Consider the following 26,391-nt stretch of genomic DNA (forward strand, 5'->3'; position numbering starts at 1 on the left):
TAACGTTCGGGCGGTGGGGGAACCAGAACGGACCGAAGACGGGCACTTCGTCGTCATCGAAGGACGGCGGTGGCGGGCCACCGACCCGGCCATTCCCGACGACGTCGCGGCCGAACTGCGGAAGGTGCTGATGGCGGCCCGGCGGGCCGTCGGAGTGGCGCTGCGGGCGGGGGAAGACCCGGCGCCGGCCCGGGCGCGGGTGCAGGCGGCCAAGGTCGCGCTGGGGGAGCGCGGAACCCCCTGGTGGGAGCAGACCCTCGAGGAGCGCCGGGCCCGCTGGGAGCGGGGCCTCCCTCACCACGAGAGCTAGCCGGGCGCCTGCGGCGCCAGCCGGGCCTAGCTAGCCGGGCGCTTACGGCGCTAGCCGGTGTGGACCGGGCGGGTGAGGAAGCCCTTCAGGCTCAGGCTGTCGCGGCGCTGCGCCTCCCCGGTGAGCCGCAGCTCCGGGAACCTGCGCAGCAGCGCCGGGAACGCGACCTGCGCCTCGAGCCGGGCCAGCGGCGCCCCCAGGCAGTAGTGGATCCCGCCGCCGAACGACAGCGGCGCGTTGTCGGCCCGATCCAGCCGCAGCTCCGACGGCGCTGCGAACCGGCGCGGGTCGTGGTTGCCCGCACCCAGATACGCGACCACCCGCTCACCCGCCCCGACCGCAACCCCGGCCAGCTCCACCGGCTCGGCCGTGAGCCGGGCACTGATCTGCACCGGGCTGTCGAACCGCAGCAGCTCCTCGACCGCCGGCCGGGCCAGCTCCTCGGGCCGCGACGCCAGCGCCTCGGCCTGCTCGGGATGCGTCAGCAACGCGGTCAGACCGTTGGCCAGCAGGCCGGTCGTCGTCTCGAAGCCGGCCGCGAACAGCAGCGCCGCGTTGGCCAGGATCTCGTCGTCGGTGAGGCGCTCGTCGTCGGTCTGGGCCTGGACGAGCGCCGACAGCAGGTCGTCGGCCGGGAACCGGCGGCGCTCGTCGGCCAGCTCGGCCAGGTAGTCCCGGATCGTCTCGGCGGCCGGATCGGCCGTCTCCAGCACCGACGGCGTGATCACCTCGAGCACCTGCGTCCAGTCCCGGACCAGCGTCCGGAACTGCGCCCGATCGTTCTCCGGCACGCCGAGCAGCTCGCCGATCACCCCCACCGGCAGCGGAAACGCGAACGACTCGACGAAATCCACGTCGCCGCTCATCGCGTCCAGCAAATCGTCCACCATGGACTCGATCGCCGGACGGAGGGCCTGGACCCGGCGGGCGGTGAACGCGGAGCTGACCAACCGGCGGAGCCGGGTGTGGTCGGGCGGGTTGAGCAGCAGCATGCTGGTGAACATCTGCTGCAGCGCGGGATGGTCCTCCCAGTCGGGGAAGCCGAGCAGCGACAGCACCTCCGACGGCGGGTGCACGAACCGGCCGTCGCGGACCACCGTGGTGCACTCCGGGTAGCCGGTCACGACCAGCGCGCCGTCGTCGGCCCGGACGATCGGCGAGATCTCCCGGAGCCGGGCGTACCGAGGATACGGGTCCTGCCGACCCTCCATCCGGGTCAGCTCGTCCAGCAGACGGGACACTTCCGGGCTCTGCACGATCTCCGGCACGGACCCACCCTAATGGAGGGTCACACCCCCAGACCGCCGACGACCGTCGTCTCCTGGCTGGTGAACTCGCCGGTGAGCATCGGCATCGCGGCCGCGATCGCGGCCCGGGTCTCGGGCAGTCGCAGCGACGCGTCGTGCGCCTCCTTGCTGCGCCAGACCTCGCTCACCCAGATCGTGACGTCGTCGTCGGCCGCGGCCGCCACCAGGTAGCGGGAGCAGCCGGCCCGGCGCAGGCCGTCGAGGCCGCTCAGCAGGATCGCGATGACCTCGTCCCGGTGACCCGGCGTGGTCTTCATCGAGCCGATGTACCCGTACTGCACCGCGACCTCCCCGCGCCGACCTCTGGAGCAGTAGGTAGCACGGTCGAGGACGTACAGCACGAACGGCTCGCCCTCGATCGCGATCTCGCGGGTGAACCGGAACCCCAGCCGGCCCATCACCGCGCGCGACCGATGGTTGTGCGCCTCGGTGAACGCGATCACCTCGTCGGCACCGAGGTCGCCGAACGCGAACGCCAGGCCCTCCCGGCCGATCTCGGTCGCGTACCCCTCGCCCCAGTACCTCCGGTGCAGCGCCCACCCGAGCTCGAGGCGCTTCCGCCCCTCGACCTCCTTCACCGACAGACCACCCCGCCCTACCGGCACGCCGGTCACCCGGTGGTAGGCCATCCATTTGTGGACGCCGTCCAGCCGCCATTTCTCGGCGAACCGGGCTACCTCGCGCTCGACGTCCGCGCGGGTGCGTGGCCCGTACCAGCGTGCGACCGCCGGGTCCTGGTAGAGCGCGAGGAGGTGGTCGGTGTGCCGGGCGTCGATCGGCTCCAGACGGAGGCGGTCGGTCAGGCGGGCGGTCGGCTGGGGCATCGTTCCAGCGTCGGCGAGACGAACGGCGGGCGCATCCGGATATCCGGCCGTTCGCCCGCCGTTCGCATCAGCGGTGCTCGTGGACGATGGCTTCGGCCAGGGCCCGGAGTTGGGTGGGGTCGGGGTCGAAGCCGGCGGCGATGTCCGGGTGCAAGCCCTTCTTGGCCGCGGTGACCAGCTCGTCCATCACCTGCTCGACGTCCTCGCCGGCGTAGGACTCGCCGACCTTGTCGGCCGCGGCCTTGAGGGCCGACGTCAGCTGGTCCTCCAGCGGGCCGCGCAGCCGCTGGGCGGCCGGGCTGAGCGTGTCCTCGTCGAGGCTGACGTGAGGGTCGACCATGGAAGTCCTCCGGGAGATCGTGGCGTCGTATGCGCTATGACCCGGAGGCGCCCGGTTTACGCGCGAGGACCAGCAGGATGCGGGTGCTCCCGTCCCGGTAGTGGCCGGCGCCGGTCAGTTCGGCCGCGGTGACGTCGAACCCGGCCGCGGTCAGATCGGCGCGGACCGCCGGCAACCGGCTGTCGCGGTAGTACATGACGAACGGCGGACGCCACACCGTGTTCCGGACGCGCATCACCGAATCGAACCCGAGCGTGGCCCAGTACCAGGCGTCGTTGCGGGGCGGTCGGGCCTCCATCGCGAACGTGAACAGCCCGCCCGGACGCAGCGCCCGATGGACCCCGGCGAACACCGCCGGCCGCTCGGCCGGGAGGAAGTGCCCGAGGGCTCCGAACGTCACCGCGAGGTCGATGCTCCCGTCGGCCAGCGGGAGCGCCCGGGCGTCGGCCCGGACCCAGGTCGCCCGCGGGTGCGCGGCCCGGGCCTCGGCGAGCATCCCGGCGCTGAAGTCGACCCCGGTGATCCGGCCCCGGCACAGCGCCTCGAGCACGCCGACGCCCGCGCCGGTGCCGGTGCAGACGTCGAGACCGTCGTCGAACGGCCCCTCGCCGGCGAGCGCGGCGATCGTCGCGTCGAGGACGACGTCCGGCGTGCGGAACGGCGTCCGGTCGAACTTCGGCGCGAGCAGGTCGTACCCGTGCTCCACCGACGAGAGCGCTTGGACGATGAGCTCACGCAGCGACGGGCCCTGGGACGAGAACACGGTCCGAGCGTATTGCGTCGGGGCGATTGGATACCGCCATGCGTCTGGTTGCCGTGCTGCTGTCCGTTCTCGGCGTCGCTCTGGTGGGCGTCGCGGTGCTGGCCGTGCCGGGCGCGTTCTGGAACGGCCGGTACGTGCTCAACGGCGGCGACTACGCGGTCGCGAACCGGGTCTTCGAGCACCCGCTGCTGCTGCTGATCGCCGCGTTCGTCGTCGCGCTGCTGGCGCTGGCGGCCGGGGTGCGGGCGCGGTTCGTGCGGTTCGGGGCGGTGGGGGTGGCCGTGGTGCTCGCGCTGGTCACGGCCGGGTTCGCGGTGCCGCTCACGACCGGGCCCGGTCCGCGCACCGGCGGCCGGACCAGCGTCGACCACGCGTCGCCGGACGGGCGGTACACCGCCACCGTCGTGCGCTGGCGGAAGCTGCGGGGCGAGGCCTGGCTGATCACCGTGCGGACGAACGACGGGCTGAACAGCCGGGAACACGTGGTCGGCTGCCTGGACAGCGACGACGGGCACGCCGGCCTCGACCACGTGGTCTGGGCCGGGCCTTCGTCGCTGCGGGTGGTCCGGCCCGGCGGGGAGGACTCCAGCGACATCCACCTGGACGCGACCGCGTCCCCCGACCACCAGCTCTACCGCGGCGACGTCGGTAACTGCTACGAGCCGTGACGTTCGCATATCGCACAGAATCGGTCGCCTTTATTCGTTTCACGGCTGTCCGCGCCCGGCCCTGGCAGGCAGGCTTGTCAGAATAAGTACACCAGCGGGAAGGTCTGCCATGCCGGACGACAGGGTGCTGCGGCTGTCCGTGGGCGGCGCCCTCGACGCAGCGGTCGACGCGGAGCTTGGCACGGCGCTACGGGCCGCGGTGTACAGCGGCTACGCCGAGGTGCTGGTGGACATCAGCGCGGTCACGTTCCTCGCGGCCTCGACGGTCAACGAGTTCGAGCGGGCCGCCCGGCTCGCGGCCGCCCGCGGGTGCGGGTTCCGGCTGCTGAACCCGGCCGGGCTGCCGGCCACGATCCTCGACATCACCGGCGCGTGGACGCTGCTCTGCGGCCCGGACGCCCTGCCGCCGCCCCGGCACGAGCGGGCCCGTCGTCGTCCGTGGGCGGAGCGGGCCGAGCGGGCCGAGCGGGCCGAGCGGCCGGGACCCGCCGAGCTCCCGCGGCGGGTCGTCGGCGCCGGGCCGTGCGCGGAGGCGGTGCACCTGGTCGCGGCCGCGGAGCGCACCCGGGCCCGCTCCGGCCGGATCATCCGCGAGGCGCAGCGGCTCGTGCGTGAGGTCAGCCCCCGCGAAGAGTCTGACCCGGCGTGACCCGGTACGTCCGGCGGTAGAGCGCGGCGAACCGGCCCGGGCTCGGGAACCCCCACCGGCACGCGACCGCCGCCACCGTGGTCGTCGTCGGGTCGGCCGCGCGCAGCGCCTCGTGCGCCCGGCTCAGGCGGACGCGTCGCAGGTACTCGGTCGGGGTCATGGCCAGGTGCCGCCGGAACGCCAGCTGCACCGCGCGGACGCTCACGTGCGCGGCGGCCGCGATGTCGGCGATCGCCACGTCGTCCTGGGGATGGTCCTCGATGAACGCGACGGCGCGCCGCAGGGCGTCCGGATGGGCGTCGTGGCGGTCGACCGCGTCGGGATCGGTGAACGCGGTGTTCGGGAACGTGGCCAGCGTGGCCGCGGCGAGCAGCCGCGCCGCGCTGCCGACGACGAGCGGCGCGCTCGCCGCGTCCGGATTCTCGAGCAGACCGGCGACGTACGAGCGGGTGGCCTGCCAGTGGGAGGCGGCGCCGGGGCTGAGCGGCTCCAGGGCGGTGAAGCGGATCGGCGCGGCGCGCCGGTCCGGCGCGCTCGCCGCGACCAGGCCCAGCAGGGCCGGATCGAGGACGCAGGTCTGCAGCTCGCCGGGGAACCAGCGGCTGGTATGCGGCCGGTCGGGGTCGTTCATCAGGAACAGCGCGCCGGCGTCGTAGCGGTCGTCGGCGCCGTCGGTGGTGCGGGCCAGCCGCGCGGTCGAGGTCCGGCACACGACGAAGACGTTGAGCGGCTCCACGTCGAACTGGAGATCGGCCGAGTGCCGGCCGGTCTCCACGGCGAACGTGCCGACGTCGGTGCGCCGGTGCCGGAACGTCGGGAAGTCGCCGGTGCTCCGGATGCGGATGGGGGTGTCGTAGGAGTCGACCAGGAACTGCTCGATCGCGTCCGCGGTGGTGAACTCGAGATCGGTCGTCCGCGGCGCGGTGGCTTCTCTCAAACGGTGCTCCTCCGCAGCGTGTGGCTGGGCAGGATCCCGAAGCGCTGCCGGTAGGCGACCGCGAACTGGCGCGAGCTGGCCCACCCCCAGCGGCGCGCGACCTCGGCCACGGTGAGCGGGCCGGCCGGGTCGGCGGCGCGCAGCTCCTGGTCGGCCCGTTCCAGGCGGATCCGGCGCAGGTAGCCGATCGGGGTGGCGTCGATGTGCCGCCGGAACGCGTACTGCAGCGCCCGCCCGCCGACGCCCGCGGCCGTCGCGATCTGGTCGAGCGTGATCGGCTCGTCGGCGTGGGCCTGGATGAACGCGGCCGCCCGGCGGACCGCGGCCGCCGCGACCCAGCCCGGGCCGGGCTGGTAGGCGACGGTCAGCGCGCTGTTCGGGAAGGTGTGCAGTGCGGTGACCGCGGCCGTGCGGGTGATCTCCTCGGCGAGCAGCTGGTCCGGCCCCGGGGCGTCGTCGGGCAAAAGGATCGAGCCGGCCATCGCGACCAACGCCGACCATTGCCGGCTGAGCGCGGCCGAGAGCGGCTGCGTCGAGTCGAAGCGCAGGTCCTGGGGGCGGACGCCGGCGAGCTGCTCCGCGGTCTCCGCGATCCGGCCCGCGGGCAGCTGCAGCGTCCGGAGCTTCATGTCGAACAGATCGACGCCGAGCGGGGCCCCCAGTGGGTAGAAGTAGTTGTCGCCGGCCTGCAGGAGCGCCTCGTCGTGGCCGTTCGTGACCCTGAGGCGGCCGTAGCGGATCGACAGGAACAGGTAGTGGTCGAACGGGTCGGTCACCGCGTGGTAGTCGACGGCCGAGCGGACCTCGCCGGCCGCGATGCTGGTGAGGTCGGCGATCGTCGCGGTGAAGCGGGCGCCGTCGGGGGTGCCGATGAACCGCAGACGGGTGCCCACGTACATCTGCCGGATGAATTCCTCGGTCTCGGCCTCGTCCTGGGTCGAGATGCGGGTTCGGTGCACGGCAGTGACCGCGTCGTCCATGCCAGGCATCACCTCCGGACCGAAGCGGACCCGAAAATCCTACGGAGGGAAACACCGTTAGTGATGCCCCGCTCACTCGGTAGTGGTGAGATCAGCGCCACCGTCACCGATCGATCCGGGGGATGCCATGGCTGAGGCGACTACGGAGATTCCGGGCTTCCTCACCGACCGGGAGCTGGACGACCGGATCTCCGACGACGAGCACTCGACGAGGGTCTCGGCTCGGAGCTGGGGCCTGGGGCTCGCGCTCGTGGGCGTGGCCTTGGGGGTGGGCGGGGCGGTGGTTCTCGCGCCCGGGCGGGACGGGATCGCGCCGGCGCTGCCGGCCTGGGCCGGGGCGGCCGCCTTCCTGGCTGCCGCGGTCGTGGTCTGGAACCTGCTGACGGTCCGGGAACGTACCCGGGCCGAGCGGCTCAAGGAGAGACAGCGGAGCTGTAAGCAGTTGCTCGCGATGTTCGAGGGCGGGGTCGACGAGACCGTCCGCCGGTTGGTCGCGTTCAACTTCCAAGAGATGGACCGGTTCGTCACGATCGCGCTCACCCAGGCTCAGTTCTCGTTCCTCGCGAGCGTGGTGGCCGGCGCGGCGGCGTTATTGGTGCTGCTGGGCGGCACGACCGGGGTGCTGCTGTCGGACAGCGCGGCGACCGGGATCAGTACGGCGGTGCTGTCGGCGGTCGGGTCGATGTTGTCGGGGTTCGTGAGCGTGACGTTCCTGCGGACGTACCAGATGGCGACCCGGCAGATGAGCTATTACTACGGCCAGCCGCTGGTGCACTGTTATCTGTTGCATGCAGAGTGGCTCGCGCAGCGGTTTGACCTCGAATCCAGCGTCAAGGACCGGTTGGTGGACGCGACGCTCGACGCGAGCCGGGCGGCGCAGCGCCACCTGCTCGACGCCCAGCGCGCGGAGATCGCCGCCTCGGCCGGCCGCCGCGCGACCGTCCTACTACCGAGCCCACCCGCTCCGAGCCCGGCGATCGTCCCGGCGACGGCCGGGCCGGTCGGCCAGCCACCCGCCCCGCGCCCGAGAACGGGCAGCTAGCGGGTGGTCAGTTCGTCCCAGCCGTGGCGGGCCAGCGCCGCCGCGATCTGGGCGTGCCCCTCGGCGTCCGGGTGATCGCCGTCGTCGGCCAGTAGCGCCGTCGGATCCGGGCCGAACGGGCCGGCCAGGTCGACGCAGGTCGCGGCCTCCGATCTCGCCCCGGCGCAGATCGCCGTGTCGGCCAGCGCGGTCACCTGACGGCTGACCGTGCGGTAGGCCGCACCGAGCGACGCGGCCTGGTCGCCGTCGCGGAAGACGTTCCAGTAGTCGGTCACCAGCACCTCGGTCGGCTGGCCGTCGCGCAGCTCGCGGATCCGCCGGACGGTGGCGGCGACGTTCGCCCGGATCGCCGGGATGTCGGACTGGAAGCACCCGACGTCGCAGTCGCCGTCCTGCCACGCGGCCAGGTCACCGGCGAGATCGTTCGCCCCGATCGTCACGACGACGATGTCGCTGTCGGCGACGTCCCACGACGCGGACGTGCCGCCGGCCAGCGCGGCCAGCAGCTCGTCGCTCGTCTGGCCGGGGACGCCGAGGTTGCGGGCGGTCGTCCGCACGCCGGCGCCGGCCTCGGTCAGGCCGGCGTACAGCGCCACGAACGGCGCACAGTCGCACGCGCTCCCGGCCGTCACCGAGTCGCCCAGCGCGGTGATCGTCCACGGCCCGGCCGGACGCGTCGCCGACGCGACCGGCGTCGGGGCGTAGTCCAGCACGAACAGCACGGCGACCAGCGCCACCACCAGCCGGATCGTTGCCATCACGGCGGACCGTAACCCGCGAACCTGTGTACAGCGAGTTTTCAGGTTCGGCCGACCACACTGCGAGCGTGACTCTGACCGGCGTTCCCCTCCTCGTGCTCTTCGTGGTCGGCCTGGTACTGGCGCTCGCCGGGACCGTCGCCCTGTGGATCCGGCCGCCTGGTCCGGTCCTGGCCTGGCCGTTGCGGATCGCCTGCCTGGCGCTGGTCATCGTGCTGCCGATCGGCCTGACCGCCGACGTCGTCAACCGCAGCCTGGGCTTCTACAGCTCCTGGTCCGACCTGTTGAACTCTCCCGGGGACGCCCGGCTGGCCGCCGCCGCGCAGCTGCGTCACCAGCAGCTGCCCACCGCCGACCTGCACCGGGCGGCCGAGCTGGCCGCGCGTGGGCACGGGTCGATCGTGCCGTGGACGATCCCCGGCCCCAAGTCCGGCATCACCCGGAACGGGCTGGTCTACCTGCCGGCCGCCTACTTCGACCGGGCCCGGCCGCAGCAACGCTTTCCGGTCATCGAGCTGCTGCACGGCTACTCCGGCAGCCCCGGGAACTGGGCCCACGCGCTGCACATCGCGAGCTTCCTCGACACCGAGATCGCGGCCGGGCGCATCCCGCCGGTCATCGCCGTCGCCCCGAAGCTCTACGACACCCACGACGGCGAGTGCGTGGACGCGGTCCGGGGCCAGCGCAACGAGACCTACCTGGCCGTCGACGTCCCGGCCGACATCAGCGGCGCGTTCCGGACCGCGACCGCGCCCGGCTCCTGGGCCACGCTCGGCTTCTCCACCGGCGGGTTCTGCGCGGTGAACATGGCGCTGCACTACCCGAGGCGCTACCGGGCCGCGGTGTCGCTGAGCGGCTACTTCACCGCGATCACCGACCCCACGACCGGCAACCTCTACCGGGGGAACGCGGCCGTCCGGCGGGCCAACTCGCCGCAGTGGTGGGTGCGGCACCACCCGGTGCAGCCCGCGCTGTACGTGTTCGCCAGCGGGGGGGACCGCAGCGCGATGCGCGCGGCCCGGGCCTTCCGGGCCGTGGTGCACAACGCCGACCTGACCACGGTGACGGTCCCCTCGGGCGGCCACAACATCGGCGTCTGGAAGGCCGCGCTTCCGCCCGCGCTGGACTGGCTCGGCCAGCGGATCCCCGGCCCCACCTCCCCGGCTGTGGTCGAGAGCCCGAGTTAGCCTGCCCCCATGAGCCCGTTGCTGGCCCGGTGGCGCGGTACCGGGATCCGCACCCAGTCGGCCGTGGCCGCGGCCCTCGTCGTCGCGGTCGCGCTCACGGTGGCGACCGGTGCGTTCCTCGCCCTCTACCGGGAAGCCCTGCTCCAGCGGGTCGACGACGCGGTGACCGAGCGGGCCACGACCGTCGCGGCCGACGTCCGCGAGTCGGGCGGCGCGCCGGCCCAACCCCGCCGGCACGCCGGGGAGACGGCCGGCGTCGTCGTGCTGGGGCCGGGGAGCCGAGCCGACGAGCGCTGGCCGGCGGCGGTCACCCGGGTTCGCGCCGGGCAACTCGTCCGCATGAACGTCGTGCAGGGCGAGGACCAGCGGATCCACCTGGTCGCGGTCGGCGTCTCGACCGCGCGCGGGACCTACCGTGTGGTGGCCTTCCGGCCCCTCGGGCCGGTGGGCGACAGCGTCCGCGACGCGGCCGGTCTCCTGCTGCTGGTCAACACCGTGCTGCTGGCCATCGTCGCGACCGCGACCTGGTGGTTCACCGGCCGGTCGCTGCAGCCGGTCGAGCGGATCCGGGCGAAGGTCGCCGGCATCACCGCCGAGGACCTCGGGGCCCGGGTGCCGGTTCCCGGCACCCGGGACGAGATCGGTCAGCTCGCCGGGACGATGAACCGCATGCTCGACCGCCTGGAGGGCGCGGTCACCGCCCAGCGCCGGTTCGTCGCCGACGCGAGCCACGAGCTCCGTAGTCCGCTGGCCACCGTGCTCACCGCGCTCGACCTGCTCGACGACGACGCGCTGCCGGCCGGTTCCCGGCCGACGCTGCGCCTGGCCCGCCAGGAGTCCGAGCGGCTGGGGCTGATCATCGACGATCTGCTGCTGCTGGCCCGGGCCGACGAGCAGGCCCTGCGACGGCGCGACGACGACGTCGATCTGGACGACCTGGTGGTCGCCGAGCGGGGGCGGCTGACCACCGCGGGCACGGTGAAGGTCACGTCGGCGGTCGAGGCCGTGCGCGTGCGCGGAGACCGGTTCCAGCTGGCCCGGGCGATCCGCAACCTGGCCGACAACGCGGCGCGGCACGCGTCCACCAAGGTCTCCCTGTCGGTCTACCGCGACGGCGGGGAGGCCGTCATCGAGGTGGCCGACGACGGCGCGGGGGTCGCGCCGGCCGACCGCGCGCGGATCTTCGACCGCTTCGTGCGGCTGGACGGCAGCCGGGAGCGGGGGTCGGGGGGAAGCGGGCTCGGGCTCGCGATCGTGTGGGAGATCGTGGTGGCCCACGGCGGGACGGTGACCGTCGGTGACGGTGCCTGCTTCCGGATCCGGCTACCCGCCGTCGGCCGCCAGGAGGTAGCCGGCCCCACGGACGGTCCGTAGCGCTGCGCGCCCGAACGGCAGGTCGATCTTCCGACGCAGGTAGCCGACGTACACCTCGACGATGTTGGAGTCGCCGTCGTAGTTCTCGTCCCAGACGCTCTCCAGCACCTCGGTCTTGGTGACGACGTTCCCGGCGTGACGCATCAGGTGTTCGAGCACGCTGAACTCACGCGGAGTGACGGTGATCTCGGTGCCGGCCCGGGCCACCTGGCGCCGGGCCGGGTCGAGCGTGAGGTCGCCGGCCTTGAGCACGGCGGGCCGCTCCGGGGCACCGCGCCGGACCAGCGCGCGTAGCCGCGCGGTGAGCACGACCAGGCTGAACGGCTTCACCAGGTAGTCGTCGGCTCCGGTGTCGAACGCCTCGGCCTGGTCGTACTCGCCGTCCTTGGCCGTGAGGATCAGGATCGGCGTCCACACCTTGTCGGCGCGCAGCTGCTCGCACACCTGGTAGCCGTTGAGGCCGGGCAGCATGAGGTCCAGCACGATCACGTCGTAGTGGCGTTCGGTGGCGGCCCAGACGCCGTCGATGCCGTTGTCGGCGACGTCGACGGCCCAGCCCTCGCGGGTCAGGCCGATCTTCAGCGTGGCCGCGAGCCCGGCTTCGTCCTCGACCAGCAGCACACGCATGTCGGCACCCCCTGGCGTCGATCTTAGGAGCGGCCGCGCAGCAGCACCTGCGGCGCGACCAGGAACGCCTCGGCCCGCAGCGCGGCCATCGCGATCCGGGGGACGTCCCGGGCGGACGCGAAGCACAGGAACCGCGGCTCCCAGCGCGGCCGGAACTTCGCGTTCGCCCGGTACAGGGATTCCAGCTGCCAGAACCGGGACGCGAACAGCAGCAGGGCGCGCCAGAACCGCAGCACCGGGCCGGCGCCGATCCGCTCACCGCGGGCGAACACCGAGCGGAACACCGCGAAGTTCAGCGAGATCCGGTCGACGCCGAGCGCGGCGGCCTCGCGGGCGGCCGCGACGACGAGGAACTCGACCATCCCGTTGACGCTGTCGCGCTCGCGTCGCATCAGGTCGAGCGACAGGCCGTCCGGGCCCCAGGGGACGAAGTGCAGCAGGCCCTTGATCTGGTTGTCCTGGCGGGCGACGACCACGACGCAATCGGGGTCGGAGGGGTCGCCGAGGCGGGACAGCGCCATCGAGAAGCCCCGCTCGACCGGCCCGTCGCGGAACGCGTCGGCGGCCGTGATGAGCTCGGCGATCTCGGCCGGGTCGAGGTCGCTGACCCGGTGCACGGTCGCGGTGACGCCGGAGCGCTCGACCCGGTTGACGGCCTGGCGCACGACCCGCATCGTCCGCCCGTCGAGCGTGAAGTCGTTCACGTCGAGGATCGCTTCGTCGCCGAGTTCGAGCGCGTTGAGGCCGCCGAACCGCGCGTAGCACTCCCCGGCGCGCTCGCCGCAGCCGAGCACGGCGGGCGCCCAGCCGTGGGCCCGGGCCTCGGTCAGCCAGGCGTCGATCGCGCCCGGCCAGGCCTCGGGGTCGCCGATCGGATCGCCGGCGGCCAGGCTGACGCCGCCGAGCACCCGGTAGCCGATCGCCGCCTTGCCGCTGGCCGAGAAGATCACCGACTTGTCCTGGCGGAGCGTGAAGTAGCCGAGCGAGTCGTTGCCGCCGTAGCGGTCGAGCAGGTGGCGCAGCGCGGTCTCGTCGGCCGGGCACAGCCCCGGTTCGCGGCGTCCGGTCCGGAGCACGGTCCAGCCCAGCAGGACGATCGTGAGCAGGCCGAACGCGCCGGTGATCGTCCCGAACTGCCAGCGGGTCGCGGTGTCGGTGAAGTGCAGCGTGGACTGGCCGCCCAGCCCGGCGAACGCCTGCGCGGCCAGCTCGGCCGGGTTCGTCGGCCCGGCCAGGTGGTCGCGGCGGAGCGTCAGGAACGCCACCCCGTAGATGACGCCGAGCACCGGCGCGCCGGCCGCGAACAGCGGCACCCACCACCGCGTCTGCGGCGGCGCGGCCCGGAACTGGTCGCGCAGCAGGACCAGCAGGAGGGCCAGCGCGCCGGCCAGCAGCGACTCCTCGATGTCGAGACCCTTGACGACGTTGAGCACGACCGCCGCCGCGCACAGCGCCAGCACCGCCCGCCAGGCCGCCCGCTGACGTCGGCGCAGCCCCCCGGCCAGCAGCACGATCAGCACCCCGACCGCCGCGACGGCCGCGTTGGCGGTCGCCGTCAGCTCCACCGGGAGGAACTCGGCCAGCAGGTGCGCGCGCCGGGGGAGCGCGGGCAGCAGCGCCGAGATCAGCATGACGACGCCGGTGGCGAACGTCAGACGAGCGGCCCAGCGTGCGGCTGCGGCCCGGGAAAGTCTCATGGGAGGAGATCACCGCAGTCGACCTGAAGACACGCTGAAGACCTGCTGCCGCGCCGGGGGCCGGGGGCTGGGCCCGGGGCCGGGCCGGGGGCCGGGCCTGCTGCCGGGCCTGCTGCCGGGCCTGCTGCCGGGCCTGCTGCCGGGCCTGCTGCCGGGCCTGCTGCCGGGCCGGGGGCCGGGCCGGGGGCCGGGCCAGGTTGGCGTACCTGCCGGCGCCCGAGTGCGGGCCACCGCGAGCGCGGAGCGCGCCCTCGATGGGGCGGGTCCGGCTCGCGCCGATCTGGTGCCCGGCGCCGGTGGGCTGGGGTGGGCGTGTTGCGGGTGGTGTCTGGGTCGGTGGGCTGGGGTGGGCGTGCCGCGCGTGGTCGCCGGGCTGGTCGGCTCGAGCGGGCGTGCCGCGCGTGGTCGCCGGGCTGGTCGGCTCGAGCGGGCGTGCCGCGCGCGGTCTCCGGGCTGGCCGGCTCGAGCGGGCGTGCCGCGCGTGGTCGCCGGGCCGGCCGGCTCGAGCGGACGCGCCGCACGCGGTCCGGTCGGCTGGAGCGTGCGTGCTGCACGCTGTCCGCGCGCCGTCCGCCACCTCGCCGGCGTTGCCGATCGGCACCTCAGAGGACCAGCCGCCACCGGCGCCGGTCCGGCCGATTCGGGACCGGCCTACCGACAATCCCGACGAGCGAGTCTTCCTGCGGGCTCGGGCGGCGATCTAGCCGTGTTTGCCGACTTCGGCCGGGGCGCCGGCGGCGTGATCACCGACAGGTCACCGATGCGATCTCGTGGAAGCCATCCAGCCGGGGATCCTCGATCACGTGATCGTCGAAGACGACGCGGTGGGCGAACGTCGAGTGGGTCATCAGCGTCGATTCCAGCGTGGTGCGGCACATCGGCACGCGGCCGGAGCCGGCTGCGGAACAGGTTCGGGCCGCGGGATCGACGTCGAAGCTTTCGCGGTCGGAGGCGAAGGTCTCGGTCGGTCCCGCGGCGGGTCGAGCACCGAGCTCCACCTGGCCGCCGACGGGCGGGGCTGCCGATGTGGATCCTGGTCACCCCGGGCCAGGCCGACGACAACCCCCAGCTGCTGCCGCTGCTTGGCGCCATTCGAGTCACCCGGATCGGCCCGCGCCCGCGGCTCGCACGAAGGCCGGCAGTCCACCTTCGACCGGCGGATCGCCGGGGAGTATCGCTGGATGGACGCAGGCGGTTGGCGCGGAAAATGCGTTGGTGGCGTCCGTATCGTTGAAGGCAGAACAACCGAGGAGCAGAACGTCTCTCACCAGCGCTTGAGCTGACGCCGGGCTTCCGGACCTCATCGATCCGGGCCGTGCTGTCGCCGCGCTGACAGCGCCGGCCGGCGGTCGCTACACCGCCGGCCGGCGCGCTCATCCACGACCCGCGGCCGCCCCCGACACGATCGGCCCGCCGCGATCCGCGTCGTGCGGCGGGCCGGTCGGCGATCGACTCGATGGCGTGGCCGAAGAGGACGCTGGTGCGACCGCGGCGGCACCACCGCTCGACGACGTCCCGGGCGCTGCACGCCCCGAACGGCCGGTCAGCCGGCCGCGAGGCCCTCGTACGCGGCCATCAGGACGGTCAGCGCCCGCGTGTCGCCCCCCTCCGACGGCGCCATCATCCGGTTCACCACGACGGCCACGGTCAGGTCCGCGTCCAGGTCGGCCAGGACGAGCGATCCGCCCCACCCTCCCCAGAAACACGTCCGCGGGTTCGGCAGCATCCCGGAATCGAGCGCGTACCCGATGCCCCACCGCATCGGGATCCCGAGCACCTGATCCGGCCCCTGGTACTGCTCCTCGAACACCCGCTCGCAGGTGGCCGCCGACAGCAGCCGGACCCCGCGTGCCGTCCCGCCCCCGGCCACCACCGACTGCACCGCGGCCACCGAGCGGGCGTTCCCCTGCCCGTTCGCCGCCGGGATCTCGGCCCGTCGCCAGGCGGTCGTGTTCGCGACGGCCGGATCGATCGTCGGATTGCCCGGGCGGTTGCGCGGGTCCGGGTCGTCCGGAGACGGCGGCGGCCCGTCCGGCGGGATCACCTGCGCGACCCGGACGTCCTCCGACGCCGGTGATCCGATGAAGAAGTCCGCGCCGAGCGGCCCGGCGATCTCCTCGGCGAAGAACGTCCCGAGGGTCCGTCCGGTCAGCCGGCGGACGACCTCGCCGATCAGGTACCCGTACGTCACCGCGTGGTACCCGCCCAGCGTGCCGGGCTCCCAGGCCGGGGCCTGCGCGGCCAGCCGGTCGGTGACGAGGCCCCAGTCGTACAGGTCCTCGACGGTGAGCGGCTCGGCGAACGTCGGCAGGCCGGCGGTGTGTCCGAGCAGGTGCCGGACCAGCACCTTCTCCTTGCCCGCGGCCGCGAACTCGGGCCAGTGGGCGGCGACCGGGTCGTCCAGGTCCAACTCGCCGCGGTCGGCGAGGACCAGCGCGCACAGCGCGGTCATCGTCTTCGTCGTCGACCAGGTGTTGACGATCGTGTCGCGCTGCCAGGGCGTCGTGCGGGCGGCGTCGGTGTGTCCCCCCCAGAGGTCGGCGACCGGTTCGCCACCCACGTACACGGCCGCGGCCACGCCGACGTCACCGCCGTCGAGCAGCGCGCCGAGCGCGTCGTGGACCGCGCGGAATCGCGGGTCGAAGGAGCCTCGGATCTCGCCCATGCCCGGGAATGTAGGGCGGGTCGGTCCGTCCGGCCATCGATTTATGCGCGCGGGAAGACGTCCGCGAAAGCCGTGTACGTAGGGGTGCCGGGAGCGCGGTCGAGGACCGCGAACACGACCTGGTCGAAGCGCGGACCGCGGCGCAGCGCGGCCGCGAAGACCTGCGCCACGACGGCGGGGTCGTTGCCGAACACGCCGCACCCCCAGGCGCCGAGCACGAGGTGGCGATGGCCGTGCGCGGCCGCGACCGCGAGGACGCGGTCCGCGCGGCGGGCCAGCACGGCGGGGACCTCGGGCCACCGGTCGGGGTCCAGCGCCGTCCGGTTGGGTGCGGCGGCGGTCAGGAACGACACCGGGTACGGCTCGGGAAGCAGGTTGCCCTCGTCGTCGCGGAAGACCGGGACCGCGGGGGAGTAGATCACGCGGTCGGTGTACATCGGGTCGCGGTGCGCGCGGTGGTACTCGTAGTACGCGTCCGCCGCGCGCAGGCAGGGGTAGAGCGCGGACGCGCGCGCCAGGCTCTCCTCCTGCGCTTCCGCGCCGTTGAGAAAGCCCCCGCCCGGGCTCCGCGCCGAGGCGAAGTTCAGACAGGCCATGGGGACGCCGCCCCGGCGGGCGGCGGCGAGCGAGGTCTCGTTCGTCACCTGGATCTCGGGGTCACCGCCGCCGTCCGGCGCGGGCAGCGGATCGTCGGGGAGGTGGAGACGCGTACCGGCCACCGCCCGCTCGACCGCCTCGGTGAGCCGTACGTCGCCGTATCCGCCTCGCTCGATGATCTCGACGGTTTCCTGGGCGATCGCCCGGCGGGTCTCCCGCGTCACTAAGGTCTCCATTGTCCACTTGAGAACGGTGGCGCGCCCGCCGAGCGGAGGCGTTGCGGGCTCGCGACCGTTCCGAACAGAAGAGGAGCCCGTATGACGTTACGCAAGCCTATTGCCCTGGCAGTGTCCGCGTTGGCGCTCGGTGCCGGCCTGGCCCTGGCCCCGGCGACCACGGCGTCGGCCGCATACCAGTGCGACATGGTCGAGTCGGCGAACGGCACCGTGTACGCCGGTTACTACACCGGCAACACGATCCAGCCGTCGAGCACCGGGGTGTCCGATGCCGGGATCGAGGCCCAGTGCATCCTGCGCTACAAGGGCTTCAACCCCGGCACGATCGACGGGGTGTTCGGCTCGAACTCGCGGGCCGCGGCCCTGGCATTCCAGAAGAAGATGAACCGGGACCACCACGCCGGCCTGACCGAGGACGGCAAGGTCGGCAAGAACACCTGGCCCTGGCTCCGTAACTCGAGCTACTACTAGAGCGGCCCGGCCGGCGGCTCACCGGGGCCGCCGGCCCTACTTCGCCTCGGCCAGTACCCGGCCGGTCTCCAGCAGAGTCTTGAGGTCGGAGAGCAGACGGGACCAGCCACCGCGGAGCATGTCGGGCAGCAGGCCGTCGGCGTCGAGGTCGCCGTGGACCACGGTCAGCTTCACGACGCCGTCCTCGGCCGGCTCGAGGTCGAACGTGACCGTCGAGCGGGGTTCGGCGGCGATCGTCGCGCGGGTCTGCTCGTCGACGCCCATCGCCTGCGCCCACTCGGGCGTGAACGTGTGCCAGGTGTACGAGAGGCGCCGGTACGGCTCGGCGACGAGGACGCGCTGGTCGGGGTGCTCGGTGACGGTGCCCTTCTCTGCCCAGGTCATGGGCGCGTCCGGCGTCCAGTCGGTGCGGAACTCCACGCCCCAGTAGGCCCGGGTGAACCCGGGATCCTGCAGCGCTTTCCACAGCCGCTCGGGCGTCGTCCGGATGTAGGTCGTGTACACGAATTCGGTGCTGCCCATCGGGTTCTCCAATGCGTTTTCGAGGTCGGCGAGGGCGCGCGCGTGCGGGCGGTGGTAGCGGGTGATCCAGCGGTCGGCGATCGCGGTGATCGGGCCGGCGTCCAGATAGTGCAGTTTTTCGCGGCCGTGCCGCGCGACGCGGATGAGGCCGGCCGCCTCGAGCACCGCGAGGTGCTTGCTGACCGCCTGACGGGTCAGGTCGAGATCGGCGCAGAGCTCGCGCAGGCTCTGGCCGTTGCGCTCGTTCAGCCGGTCGAGGAGCAGCCGGCGGGACGGGTCGGCGAGCGCTTTGAAGACCGGATCGTCCATGGGTAACCTCCCGGTTGCCTAAGTTAGGGAACCGGGAGGTTGCGTGTCAAGGTCAACCGCGCTCGAACGGGGACGTGAACACGCGGTTCCCGCAGATCGAGCCGGTCGTGCCGGTGGGCCACCAGACCGGGACGTCGCCGCCGTGGTTCGGGAGCCCGACCAGCAGGCGGGTCGGGCGCACGACGCATTCGTCGCCGTTACCGCCGATCCGGGCCCACTCCAGGTAGGCGAACGCCTTCTGGTGCGGGGCGAGCCGGATGGTCGCCGGCGGTTCGGTGCCGGGCTGCCTCGCCGTGGTCGTCTTCCACTTGTCGTTGCCGTTGACCAGGGTCAGGGTCGGGTAGCCGGTCAGCGTGCAGGTGTGGGACTCGGCGGTGATCACGAGCGTGGCGACCGCGTTGCCGCTGGCGCCCTCGGGTTCGGGCATCTGCACGTCGACGTTTCCGGCCGCGCACTCGGGGTCGGGCAGCTTCGACGGCGGCGGTCCGGACGGGGAGTCCGACGGGACCGGAGTGGTGACCGACGGGACCGGGTAGGCGTGCTCGGCCTCCGCGTGGCGGCGAACCGTGCGGCGGGTGGTGGAGTGCGAGGAGGTGCAGGCGGTGACCGCGGCGAGCAGCGCCGCCGCGGCGGCGAGAACGCGGAGGCGGGGTCCCATGTCTACGGACGCTATTCACTGTGCGCAACCGCTAGTCTTCGGGTGCTGACGTTGCCTCTGACCTGGAGCGTTTCGTGCGGGAGATCGCTGTCTTCAGCGGTAGTGCCCACCCCGGCCTCGCGGCCGCCATCTGCGAGTACCTCGACACCCCACTGCTGCCGGTCCGCGTCGACCGGTTCGCCAACGACTGTCTCGAAGTGCAGTTGCAGGGCAACTGCCGGGAACGCGACGTGTTCCTCGTCCAACCGCTGGTGCGGCCGGTGCAGGAGCACCTCGTCGAACTACTGATGATGATCGACGCCGCGCGCGGCGCGTCGGCGGCCCGCACCACGGTCGTCCTGCCGCACTACGCCTACGCGCGGTCCGACAAGAAGGACACCCCGCGGATCTCGATCGGCGGCCGGCTGGTCGCGGACCTGCTGGTCGCCGCGGGTGCGAGCCGGATCCTCACGATGACGCTCCACTCGCCCCAGGTGCACGGGTTCTTCAGCGTGCCGGTCGATCACCTCCATGCGCTGCGCGAGCTGGCCGGGTATTTCGCCCAGTACGACCTCTCGAACACCACCGTCGTGTCGCCCGACCTCGGCAACGCCAAGGAGGCGGCCCGGTTCGCCCGCCGGCTAGGCGTCCCGGTAGCGGCCGGCGCCAAGCAGCGGTTCGCCGACGATCGGGTGTCGATCAGCTCGGTGATCGGCGACGTCGCCGGGCGGGACATCATCGTGCTGGACGACGAGATCGCGAAGGGCAGCACGGTGCTCGAGCTGCTCGACCGGTTGCGTGAGTTGGGTGCGCGTTCGGTGCGGCTCGCGTGTACGCACGGGTTGTTCGCGGCCGGTGCGCTGAAGCGGCTCGGTGATCAGCCTGATGTCGTGGAGATCGTTTGCACCGATACGGTGCCGATTCCGGTGTCGGATCGGATCGAGAAGTTGAGGGTGCTGTCGATCGCGCCGGCGCTGGCCGAGGCGATGCGGCGGATTCATGATGGGGAGTCGGTTAGTGCGTTGTTCGATGTGCCTGGGACGGTGGACTGAGGCGCGGGATGTTCGGTGCGGGGGCGGGGGCGGGTGCGGGTGCGGGTGCCGGCTTTGCCGGCGAGCGCCCTCGGCGCCGGTGGGGCCGGTGGGGCCGCTGAGGCCAGCGAGGTCGGCGGTGTGCCCGAGGCCGACGGGGCAGGAGGTGCTTGAGGTCGGCGGGGCCGGGGGCGGATGAGGCCAGCGAGGTCGGCGTGGCCCCTGAGGCCAGGGCGGCAGGGGATCCCGAGGCCGGCAGGGCCGGGGGTGCCTGAGACCAGCGAGGTCGGCGGGCGTCTGAGGCCGGTGGGACCGGGGTGCCCGAGGCCAGCGGGGCAGGAGTGCGCTGAGGCCGGCGGGGTAGAGGGCGCTGAGGCCAGCGAGGCAGCCGGGGGCGGCTGAAGCCGTTGGGACAGACCGGTCCACTGGGGTCCGAGGGCTCAGCGGGACTGCTGAGGCCGGGACAGCTCGTGGAACAGCTGAGGCGATCGGGGTCGGCGAGGCTGTTGAGACAGTGGGGTTGGGTGGGGGCGCTGAGGCCGGTGGGGCGTAGGGCAGCGGGGTCGGTGGGGCAGCGGGTCGGCGGGGCCGCTGGGGCGGCGGGCAGGCCATCCGGCTTCACGTTGTCCGCTCGGCCATTGGGCATCGGCCAGCGACCGCAACGCGGTGCGCAGCGCTGCGGGGAGCACCTCGGGCGCCGTCGCGGAGAACGCGGTCGGGCTGAAGCCACTGGTCGACGCGTTGCGCGCGTAGAGCCGACCGTCCGGCAGCATCGCGGCCAGCCCTCGGCCTCCGCGCGGCCTCGGCCTCCGCGCGGCCTCGGCCTCCGCGCGGCCTCGGCCTCCGCGCGGCCTCGGCCTCCACGCGGCCTCGGCCTCCGTATGGCCCTGGCCTCCGCGTGGCCCGGCCATCAGCCCTCGGCATTCTGCCTGGGCCGGCTTCCATCCCTGGCCCTGGCCCCCGCCCGGCCCCGGCCCTTGGCCTCGGCCCGGCTTCCATCCTTGGCCGGCCGCCCCGGCCCCGGCCTTACCGCCGGCCCCGCGGCCCGACCCCGGCCCCGCGGCCCGGCCCTGCGGCCCGGCCCCCGGCCTCACCCCCGGCCCCCGCGGCCCGGCCCCCGGGCCCCGCAGCCCGGCCCCCGGCCCGGCCCCGGCGCGACTCCGGCCCCCGCGTCAGCTGACGCAGAGGCAGAACGGGTGGCCGGCTGGGTCGAGGAAGACGCGGAACGTCTCGCCGGGCTGATGGTCGTGTTTGGTCGCACCCAGCGCCACTACCGCCGCCTCGCCCCCGTCGAGATCGTCGACGATCACATCCAGGTGCATCTGCTGAGGAACGTCCTGCCCCGGCCACTGCGGCGGCCGGTAGTTCTCGACCTGCTGGAACGAGATGACCTGCCCGTACTCGGCGCGAATCTCGGCCCAGCCGGGAGACGTCTCGACCTTCCAGTCGAGCATCGTGCCGTAGAACGTCGCGAGCGCGCCCGGATCGGCGCAGTCGAGCACCAGGCTCGGAAAGCGTGCGATAGCCATGCCGACTTGCTACCACCCACCCCCGACAAAACCCGCTCAGATCGCGAAGCGGCTGACCTTCTCCGGGCGCAGGACGATCCGGACGACGCCGGTCTCGCGCCAGTCGTCGAGGAGCTTCTGCTGGTCGGCGTCGAGCGGGCCGTAGTAGCGCCCGGCCAGGCGCGTCGCCAGCTCGAGGCCGCCGTCATCGTGGAGCGTGACCGGGCCCTCGGCCGCGACCCAGCGCTCCGGCTCCCCGGTCGGCGACGCGACGACGACCGACGCCCGGGGCTGCTCTCGGAGGCGGGCGAGCTTCGGCGCGCCCTGGACCGAGAACATCTGCAGGTCGCCGCCGTCGGTGACCTCGAACCACACCGGACGCGGCGCGGGCCAGCGGTCCGCCTTCGGGGCCACGGTCAGGAACGCGTAGAGCGGACGGGTGAGCAGGGCCAGATCGTCGTCGCGGAACACCCGCCCACCCTATGACGACCGCGTCACCGCACCGGGGACGTGCTCCACGTCGACTCGGTGTTGAAAGTCCCGACGCGCTGCACCGAGCCGATCACCCGTTCACACTCCGCGCGCACGGCCGCGACCGTGCTGCCCTTCCGGACCTGACAGCTGACCGTGAGCACCTCCGATCCGGAGTGCTGGGAGATCCTCACCTCGAGTGAGCCGGCGTCGACCCGCGCCGACCGGCCGGCGACGGTGGCGTTCTCCTGCAGGTCACCCGCGGGTGTGCCCGGCTCCAGGCCGACCGACACCGCGTGCGCGACGCCCCGCTCGCCGTTGAACGCGATCCCCACGTGCGGGGCGCCCACCAGGTGCTCGATCCGGCTCTGTATCAGCGCCAACCCGTCCGGACGGGCCACCGTGAACGGCATCGCCATCGGCTTCCCGCCGCCTACCCGCAACGACGACGCCACCCGCACGGCGATCGCGCGCGGGTCGTCGAAACCCAGGACCCGGACGATGGCGGTGGCGCCGGGCGCCCAATCCCAGGTCAGCCACCCGCTGTCCGGCCCACCCCGCGACGAGCCGGCGGTCCAGGTCGACGGCGCCCCGTTGACGTCGGGCCCCGCGACCGGCGACGCGATCGCGCCCCCGTAGAGCGGCGACGTCGCCCCGGGAACGGCGAGGTCGATCGTGATCTCCTCGGACCCCTGCCCCGTCGCCAGGTAGTTCTCGTGCTGAAGGGTGACGTTCCGAATCCGCTGCGTCAGCTCGTGGGGCAACCAACCGGGCTCGATGAGCGTCCGCAAGGGATTGAAGGTAGTGGGAGCAGCGACCGGGGCGGTCACGACCGGAGCCGGCCGGTCGGCCGGGGTCGGGCGGAAGAACACGACCGCCGTCACGATCACCACGGCGGCTGCGGCCGCGGCCGCGACCCACTGCCGGGGCCGGTGCCGCCGGCGGCGGCCGAGCGCGACGACGCGGTCGAGGTCGACGCCGGTCGGAGGCGCCGGATCGGCGGAGATCTCGGCCAGCAGAGCGCGGGTGCGGGTCTCGTCCATGGTCAGCTCCACCGCCCATTCGTGTGTTCGCTCTCCGGGAGGGCCCGGCGCAGGGTCGCCAGGGCCTTGGACGTCTGGCTCTTCACGGTGCCGGGGGAGCAGCTCAGCGCGTCGGCGGTCTGGTCGACAGACAGGTCGGTGTAGAACCGCAGGACGAGTACCGCGCGCTGGCGCGGCGGCAGCGCGGCGAGCGCGGTCCGCAGCGTGACCGAGTCCTCGACCTCCGGGGAAGCCCCGGCCAGTTCCGGCGGCGAGTCGACGAGCACGACCCTTCGCGACCACGAGGTCCGGCGCTCGTTCAGGAACACCCGGACGAGGACGGTCCGCGCGTAGGCGGCCCGGTCGGTCGCGGCGGACGCCTTGTCCCAGTGGACGTAGAGCTGGAGCAGCGCGCCCTGCACCAGGTCGTCGGCGCGGTGCCAGTCCTGGCACAGCACGTACGCCAGCCGGTGCAGGCCCGGCAGGTGCCCCTGCGCGAACTCGCGGTAGGCCTGTTCCCGTGGGTCGACCACGCCATCCCCTTCGCTGCCGGACGTCCCTCCTTTCGACAGAGGCGCCCGGCCCGCGATTCGGTTGCCTACCGGTTCAACCAGGCCGCGGCCCGGCGGGCCGACGCCCGGGACAGCCACGCGTCCTGCACGATCTCGACGAGTTCCTCCCGGCTCAGCTCACCCAGGCGCGAGGCCCGGACCAGCACCGACGGGTGGCCGTCGAAGTGCTTGGTGGTGAAGTCCGGGTCGACCGCGTCCGGGCGCGGGTTGCGGAAGAACACGAACGACTTCCCGCCGACCTGGTAGACCGGGTTGTCCCCGGAGCCGCCGTCGACCGTGACGTGCGGCATCGCGAGCGCGAGCTCGTGGACGTCGTCGACGGTTGCCATCGTCAGTCGTCCAGCGACGCCAGCGTCGCGGAGTCCCAGGTGAGCACCGGGCCGGCGTCGGCGACGCGGACGCTCACCCCGCCGTCGGCCCAGCGGATCGAGACCTCGTCGCCGGGGAACGGGTTGGCCGCGTACAGGTACCGCGGCGACCCGTCGTGGTTGATCCGGATCTCGTCGCGCGCGACGAGCAGCCCCGAGTCGGGCCGGTGCACGACCTCGAGGCAGTAGCCGCCGTGACACGACCGCGCCTCGACGGAGTTCCCGACCGTCAGGTTGGACGACACCCAGCGCACGACCAGCACGACGATCAGCAGCGCGACGAGCGCAGCCGCGACGAACCATCCGCGCCGGGACTTCACTGGGGTCTCAACCGTGGTCATGCTCCACATCGTACGAACGCCCGACAAGGATCACGAGCTGCTGCGTCGCCCGGGTCATGGCCACGTACCGGTCGACCGCGGTCTCGAATTTCTCCGGCTCGACCAGCACGACCAGGTCGAACTCCAGCCCCTTGGCCAGCTCCGGCGTCAGCGAACGGACCCGCGGCCGCTCCTCGAATGTCGGATCCCCGATCACACACGCGACCCCCTCGGTATGCGAGCTCAACCACGCCTCGACGATCGCATCCCGGTCCGACAGAATTCCGTGCACCACCGGCAACCCGTTGCTGCGGATCGACGTCGGCACGTTCGCGTCGGGCAGCGCGGCCCGGATCACCGGCTCGGCCTCGGCCATGACCTCGGCCGGCGTCCGGTAGTTGATCGTCAGCGACGCCAGCTCGATGCGGTCGAGCCCGATCCGGCGCAGCCGCTCCTCCCACGACTCGGCGAACCCGTGCCGGGCCTGGGCCCGGTCGCCGACGATCGTGAAGCTCCGCGACGGGCACCGCAGCAGCAGCATCTGCCACTCCGCGTCGGTCAGTTCCTGGGCCTCGTCGACGACGATGTGCGCGAACGGGCCGGCCAGCGCGTCCGGATCGGCGACCGGCAGCCCGCTGTCGTCGACCAGCACGTCGTCGAAGTCCTCGACCCGCAGCATCGAGACCAGGCCCATCCCGTACTCGTCGTCGGACCGAGCCAGGTCGTCGACGACCTGGTCCATGCGCTCGCGCTGGGCGGCCAGCGCGGCCCGCCGCTGCCGGTCACGCCGGCCCGCGGACGCGTCCCCGAGCCGCTGCCGGGCTGCGTCCAGGATCGGCAGGTCCTCCACCGTCCAGGCTTTCGCGTCCGTCCGCTGCAGGGTGCGGACCTCGTCCGGGCTCAGCCAGGGTGCGCAGCGCCGCAGGTACGCGGGCACCGACCACAGATCACTGACGAGATCGGCCGCGTCCAGCAGCGGCCAGGCCCGGTTGAGCGTCGACCGCAGGTCCCGGTGGTGGGCCAGCGTCTTCCGGAGGTCGTCCTCCTTCTCCTCGTCGTCGAGCTTGGCCACCAGGATCTCGACGAGTTCCTCCCAGATCGCCTCCCGGGCCTCGTTGTGCGGAGTGCCGTGTCCCGGCGCGTCGAACGCTTCCCGCCAGTCGTCGGCGGTCAGCGACAGGCCCGCGATCCGCGTCACCGCCGTAGGTGGTTCCTCGTAGAACCGCACGGCCGCGTCCACGGCCTTCACCCATTTGGCGGACGCCTTGAGGCGCGCCGTTCCGGCGTCGGCTTCAGGTGCGGCGGACGCGCCCTCGGGCAGGAGGTCACGCAGCGTGCAGGTCTGGACGTCCTCCTCGCCGAGGCTCGGGAGGACGTCGGCGACGTAGGCGAGGTAGGGGTGGTGCGGTCCGACGAAGAGGACGCCGCCCCGCCGGGAGCCGAGCCGCGGATCGGAGTAGAGCAGGTACGCGGTGCGGTGCAGCGCGACGACGGTCTTGCCGGTGCCGGGCCCGCCGTCGACGACCAGCGCGCCGCGGGAGCCGGCCCGGATGATCGCGTCCTGGTCGGCCTGGATCGTGCCGAGCACGTCACGCATCTGGGCCGACCGGTTCGTGCCGAGGCTGGCGATGAACGCCGACTGGTCGTCGAGGGCGGCGTGCCCCTCGAGCCCGTCGGGCGTGAAGACCTCGTCCCAGTAGTCGCTGATCCGGCCCCGGGTCCAGCGGTAGCGACGGCGGCTGACCAGGCCCATCGGGTTGGCGTGGGTCGCGCCGAAGAACGGTTCGGCGGCGGCCGTGCGCCAGTCGACGAGAAGCCGGTGGCCGTTCGGGTCGGTCAGGCCGAGGCGCCCGATGTAGGTCGGCCCGGACTCGTCGACGATGCGGCCGAGCGTCAGGTCGAGGCCGTAGCGACGGATCGTGCGGAGGCGGGCGGTGAGCCGGTGCACCTCCAGGTCGCGGTCCAGGGCGGTCTGTCCGATGCCGCCGGGCGCCCGGCGTTCGGCGTCCAGACGCGCTTCGAGGTCGGCGATCGTCGCCTCGAGGCTCTCCGCGATCGCCGCGAAATGCTTCTCGTCGTCGGCGATCAGGCCCGGGTCGGCTTTGGCGGCGAGGGCCGCGGGAAGGGCGAAAGGAGAACTCACGATGAGTGAGTGTGCGCGCTGACCGGGGCCTTGCCGCAAGATCCCCCCTCTGCTAT

General features: G+C 73.1%; 29 protein-coding genes. 8 read left to right on the forward strand and 21 right to left on the reverse strand.

Annotated features, from left to right (window positions below; genetic code table 11):
• Positions 1-13 precede the first annotated feature (13 nt).
• Positions 14-310: a hypothetical protein gene (locus FL583_RS06235; RefSeq protein ID WP_142703485.1), complete on the forward strand. Its 297-nt coding sequence runs from the start codon at positions 14-16 to the stop codon at positions 308-310.
• Positions 311-360: 50 nt separating this feature from the next.
• On the opposite strand, the gene FL583_RS06240 is transcribed toward FL583_RS06235, so the two are convergent.
• From FL583_RS06240 to FL583_RS06260, 4 genes are all read right to left on the reverse strand, one after another.
• Positions 361-1,521 carry a cytochrome P450 gene (locus FL583_RS06240; protein ID WP_420843119.1) on the reverse strand — a complete coding sequence of 387 codons (1,161 nt, stop codon included), beginning with the start codon at positions 1,519-1,521 and terminating at the stop codon, positions 361-363.
• Positions 1,522-1,598: 77 nt separating this feature from the next.
• Positions 1,599-2,441, reverse strand: a complete 843-nt coding sequence (locus tag FL583_RS40770; protein ID WP_205751884.1) for a GNAT family N-acetyltransferase — start codon at positions 2,439-2,441, stop codon at positions 1,599-1,601.
• A gap of 67 nt (positions 2,442-2,508) precedes the next feature.
• A complete protein-coding gene (locus tag FL583_RS06255; RefSeq protein WP_142703487.1) occupies positions 2,509-2,781 on the reverse strand; it encodes a hypothetical protein in 273 nt (90 codons plus the stop codon).
• A gap of 34 nt (positions 2,782-2,815) precedes the next feature.
• Positions 2,816-3,544: a class I SAM-dependent methyltransferase gene (locus FL583_RS06260; RefSeq protein ID WP_142703488.1), complete on the reverse strand. Its 729-nt coding sequence runs from the start codon at positions 3,542-3,544 to the stop codon at positions 2,816-2,818.
• 38 nt (positions 3,545-3,582) lie between these two features.
• Here FL583_RS06260 and FL583_RS06265 point away from each other — a divergent pair, with 38 nt between their 5' ends.
• Both FL583_RS06265 and FL583_RS06270 read left to right on the forward strand, forming a co-directional pair.
• Positions 3,583-4,212: a hypothetical protein gene (locus tag FL583_RS06265; protein WP_142703489.1), complete on the forward strand. Its 630-nt coding sequence runs from the start codon at positions 3,583-3,585 to the stop codon at positions 4,210-4,212.
• 109 nt (positions 4,213-4,321) lie between these two features.
• Positions 4,322-4,861: an STAS domain-containing protein gene (locus FL583_RS06270; RefSeq protein ID WP_142703490.1), complete on the forward strand. Its 540-nt coding sequence runs from the start codon at positions 4,322-4,324 to the stop codon at positions 4,859-4,861.
• Here the strand turns inward: FL583_RS06270 and FL583_RS06275 are convergent.
• Both FL583_RS06275 and FL583_RS06280 read right to left on the reverse strand, forming a co-directional pair.
• Positions 4,830-5,798, reverse strand: a complete 969-nt coding sequence (locus FL583_RS06275; RefSeq protein WP_142703491.1) for a helix-turn-helix transcriptional regulator — start codon at positions 5,796-5,798, stop codon at positions 4,830-4,832. The genes FL583_RS06270 and FL583_RS06275 overlap by 32 nt on opposite strands.
• A complete protein-coding gene (locus FL583_RS06280) occupies positions 5,795-6,778 on the reverse strand; it encodes an AraC family transcriptional regulator (protein WP_170323512.1) in 984 nt (327 codons plus the stop codon). Before FL583_RS06280 ends, FL583_RS06275 begins: the two co-directional genes overlap by 4 nt.
• Positions 6,779-6,905: 127 nt before the next feature.
• Between FL583_RS06280 and FL583_RS06285 the strand changes: the two genes are divergently transcribed.
• On the forward strand, positions 6,906-7,820 hold the full coding sequence (locus tag FL583_RS06285) for a TRADD-N-associated membrane domain-containing protein (RefSeq protein ID WP_142703493.1): 915 nt from the start codon (positions 6,906-6,908) through the stop codon (positions 7,818-7,820).
• Here FL583_RS06285 and FL583_RS06290 read toward each other — a convergent pair.
• Positions 7,817-8,578: an SGNH/GDSL hydrolase family protein gene (locus FL583_RS06290; protein ID WP_142703494.1), complete on the reverse strand. Its 762-nt coding sequence runs from the start codon at positions 8,576-8,578 to the stop codon at positions 7,817-7,819. The two genes, FL583_RS06285 and FL583_RS06290, sit on opposite strands and share 4 nt — an antisense overlap.
• A gap of 68 nt (positions 8,579-8,646) precedes the next feature.
• Here FL583_RS06290 and FL583_RS06295 point away from each other — a divergent pair, with 68 nt between their 5' ends.
• Complete coding sequence (locus tag FL583_RS06295; protein ID WP_142703495.1) at positions 8,647-9,765, forward strand: alpha/beta hydrolase; 1,119 nt, start codon at positions 8,647-8,649, stop codon at positions 9,763-9,765.
• Between the two features lie 9 nt (positions 9,766-9,774).
• Entirely contained in the window at positions 9,775-11,139 is a 1,365-nt protein-coding gene (locus tag FL583_RS06300; RefSeq protein WP_142703496.1) for a sensor histidine kinase, read from the forward strand.
• Here the strand turns inward: FL583_RS06300 and FL583_RS06305 are convergent.
• The 5 genes from FL583_RS06305 to FL583_RS06330 all read right to left on the reverse strand — a co-directional run bounded on the left by FL583_RS06305 (position 11,089) and on the right by FL583_RS06330 (position 16,949).
• Positions 11,089-11,766, reverse strand: coding sequence for a response regulator transcription factor (locus FL583_RS06305; protein WP_142703497.1), 678 nt, complete (start codon positions 11,764-11,766; stop codon positions 11,089-11,091). The two genes, FL583_RS06300 and FL583_RS06305, sit on opposite strands and share 51 nt — an antisense overlap.
• A gap of 23 nt (positions 11,767-11,789) precedes the next feature.
• Positions 11,790-13,463, reverse strand: coding sequence for a phosphatidylglycerol lysyltransferase domain-containing protein (locus FL583_RS06310; protein ID WP_142703498.1), 1,674 nt, complete (start codon positions 13,461-13,463; stop codon positions 11,790-11,792).
• 743 nt (positions 13,464-14,206) lie between these two features.
• Positions 14,207-14,461 carry a hypothetical protein gene (locus FL583_RS06320; RefSeq protein WP_142703500.1) on the reverse strand — a complete coding sequence of 85 codons (255 nt, stop codon included), beginning with the start codon at positions 14,459-14,461 and terminating at the stop codon, positions 14,207-14,209.
• Between the two features lie 545 nt (positions 14,462-15,006).
• Positions 15,007-16,128, reverse strand: a complete 1,122-nt coding sequence (locus FL583_RS06325; RefSeq protein ID WP_142703501.1) for a serine hydrolase domain-containing protein — start codon at positions 16,126-16,128, stop codon at positions 15,007-15,009.
• Positions 16,129-16,169: 41 nt separating this feature from the next.
• Complete coding sequence (locus FL583_RS06330; RefSeq protein ID WP_240746594.1) at positions 16,170-16,949, reverse strand: TIGR02452 family protein; 780 nt, start codon at positions 16,947-16,949, stop codon at positions 16,170-16,172.
• Between the two features lie 93 nt (positions 16,950-17,042).
• On the opposite strand from FL583_RS06330, the gene FL583_RS06335 reads away from it, so the two are divergent.
• Positions 17,043-17,432, forward strand: coding sequence for a peptidoglycan-binding domain-containing protein (locus tag FL583_RS06335; RefSeq protein WP_142703503.1), 390 nt, complete (start codon positions 17,043-17,045; stop codon positions 17,430-17,432).
• A 36-nt stretch (positions 17,433-17,468) separates the two neighbouring features.
• On the opposite strand, the gene FL583_RS06340 is transcribed toward FL583_RS06335, so the two are convergent.
• Positions 17,469-18,263: an ArsR/SmtB family transcription factor gene (locus FL583_RS06340; RefSeq protein WP_142703504.1), complete on the reverse strand. Its 795-nt coding sequence runs from the start codon at positions 18,261-18,263 to the stop codon at positions 17,469-17,471.
• A gap of 52 nt (positions 18,264-18,315) precedes the next feature.
• A complete protein-coding gene (locus tag FL583_RS06345; RefSeq protein WP_142703505.1) occupies positions 18,316-18,921 on the reverse strand; it encodes a DUF4232 domain-containing protein in 606 nt (201 codons plus the stop codon).
• Between the two features lie 74 nt (positions 18,922-18,995).
• On the opposite strand from FL583_RS06345, the gene FL583_RS06350 reads away from it, so the two are divergent.
• On the forward strand, positions 18,996-19,952 hold the full coding sequence (locus FL583_RS06350; RefSeq protein ID WP_142703506.1) for a ribose-phosphate diphosphokinase: 957 nt from the start codon (positions 18,996-18,998) through the stop codon (positions 19,950-19,952).
• Between the two features lie 1,151 nt (positions 19,953-21,103).
• Here the strand turns inward: FL583_RS06350 and FL583_RS06355 are convergent.
• The 7 genes from FL583_RS06355 to helR form a co-directional block, all read right to left on the reverse strand.
• Positions 21,104-21,460 (reverse strand): VOC family protein, encoded by a 357-nt coding sequence (locus FL583_RS06355; RefSeq protein ID WP_142703507.1) that lies wholly within the window; start codon positions 21,458-21,460, stop codon positions 21,104-21,106.
• Between the two features lie 36 nt (positions 21,461-21,496).
• Positions 21,497-21,910 (reverse strand): pyridoxamine 5'-phosphate oxidase family protein, encoded by a 414-nt coding sequence (locus FL583_RS06360; RefSeq protein WP_142703508.1) that lies wholly within the window; start codon positions 21,908-21,910, stop codon positions 21,497-21,499.
• Between the two features lie 23 nt (positions 21,911-21,933).
• Positions 21,934-22,953, reverse strand: coding sequence for a hypothetical protein (locus FL583_RS06365; protein WP_142703509.1), 1,020 nt, complete (start codon positions 22,951-22,953; stop codon positions 21,934-21,936).
• A 2-nt stretch (positions 22,954-22,955) separates the two neighbouring features.
• Complete coding sequence (locus FL583_RS06370) at positions 22,956-23,465, reverse strand: SigE family RNA polymerase sigma factor (protein ID WP_142703510.1); 510 nt, start codon at positions 23,463-23,465, stop codon at positions 22,956-22,958.
• 65 nt (positions 23,466-23,530) lie between these two features.
• Positions 23,531-23,833: a hypothetical protein gene (locus FL583_RS06375; RefSeq protein ID WP_142703511.1), complete on the reverse strand. Its 303-nt coding sequence runs from the start codon at positions 23,831-23,833 to the stop codon at positions 23,531-23,533.
• 2 nt (positions 23,834-23,835) lie between these two features.
• Entirely contained in the window at positions 23,836-24,213 is a 378-nt protein-coding gene (locus FL583_RS06380) for a hypothetical protein (protein ID WP_142703512.1), read from the reverse strand.
• Complete coding sequence (gene helR / locus FL583_RS06385; RefSeq protein ID WP_420843120.1) at positions 24,200-26,338, reverse strand: RNA polymerase recycling motor ATPase HelR; 2,139 nt, start codon at positions 26,336-26,338, stop codon at positions 24,200-24,202. The genes FL583_RS06380 and helR overlap by 14 nt, the downstream gene beginning before the upstream one ends.
• Positions 26,339-26,391: the final 53 nt, after the last annotated feature.

This window comes from Cryptosporangium phraense (assembly GCF_006912135.1).
GTDB classification, from domain to species: Bacteria; Actinomycetota; Actinomycetes; order Mycobacteriales; family Cryptosporangiaceae; genus Cryptosporangium; species Cryptosporangium phraense.

Coding starts and splice junctions, on each gene's coding strand:
- FL583_RS06240 (WP_420843119.1), bottom strand. CDS start 1,521: ATGGAGGGTCGGCAGGACCCGTATCCTCGGTACGCCCGGCTCCGGGAG.
- FL583_RS40770 (WP_205751884.1), bottom strand. CDS start 2,441: ATGCCCCAGCCGACCGCCCGCCTGACCGACCGCCTCCGTCTGGAGCCG.
- FL583_RS06255 (WP_142703487.1), bottom strand. CDS start 2,781: ATGGTCGACCCTCACGTCAGCCTCGACGAGGACACGCTCAGCCCGGCC.
- FL583_RS06265 (WP_142703489.1), top strand. CDS start 3,583: ATGCGTCTGGTTGCCGTGCTGCTGTCCGTTCTCGGCGTCGCTCTGGTG.
- FL583_RS06270 (WP_142703490.1), top strand. CDS start 4,322: ATGCCGGACGACAGGGTGCTGCGGCTGTCCGTGGGCGGCGCCCTCGAC.
- FL583_RS06280 (WP_170323512.1), bottom strand. CDS start 6,778: ATGGACGACGCGGTCACTGCCGTGCACCGAACCCGCATCTCGACCCAG.
- FL583_RS06285 (WP_142703493.1), top strand. CDS start 6,906: ATGGCTGAGGCGACTACGGAGATTCCGGGCTTCCTCACCGACCGGGAG.
- FL583_RS06290 (WP_142703494.1), bottom strand. CDS start 8,578: ATGGCAACGATCCGGCTGGTGGTGGCGCTGGTCGCCGTGCTGTTCGTG.
- FL583_RS06300 (WP_142703496.1), top strand. CDS start 9,775: ATGAGCCCGTTGCTGGCCCGGTGGCGCGGTACCGGGATCCGCACCCAG.
- FL583_RS06305 (WP_142703497.1), bottom strand. CDS start 11,766: ATGCGTGTGCTGCTGGTCGAGGACGAAGCCGGGCTCGCGGCCACGCTG.
- FL583_RS06310 (WP_142703498.1), bottom strand. CDS start 13,463: ATGAGACTTTCCCGGGCCGCAGCCGCACGCTGGGCCGCTCGTCTGACG.
- FL583_RS06325 (WP_142703501.1), bottom strand. CDS start 16,128: ATGGGCGAGATCCGAGGCTCCTTCGACCCGCGATTCCGCGCGGTCCAC.
- FL583_RS06335 (WP_142703503.1), top strand. CDS start 17,043: ATGACGTTACGCAAGCCTATTGCCCTGGCAGTGTCCGCGTTGGCGCTC.
- FL583_RS06340 (WP_142703504.1), bottom strand. CDS start 18,263: ATGGACGATCCGGTCTTCAAAGCGCTCGCCGACCCGTCCCGCCGGCTG.
- FL583_RS06345 (WP_142703505.1), bottom strand. CDS start 18,921: ATGGGACCCCGCCTCCGCGTTCTCGCCGCCGCGGCGGCGCTGCTCGCC.
- FL583_RS06355 (WP_142703507.1), bottom strand. CDS start 21,460: ATGGCTATCGCACGCTTTCCGAGCCTGGTGCTCGACTGCGCCGATCCG.
- FL583_RS06365 (WP_142703509.1), bottom strand. CDS start 22,953: ATGGACGAGACCCGCACCCGCGCTCTGCTGGCCGAGATCTCCGCCGAT.
- FL583_RS06375 (WP_142703511.1), bottom strand. CDS start 23,833: ATGGCAACCGTCGACGACGTCCACGAGCTCGCGCTCGCGATGCCGCAC.
- FL583_RS06380 (WP_142703512.1), bottom strand. CDS start 24,213: ATGACCACGGTTGAGACCCCAGTGAAGTCCCGGCGCGGATGGTTCGTC.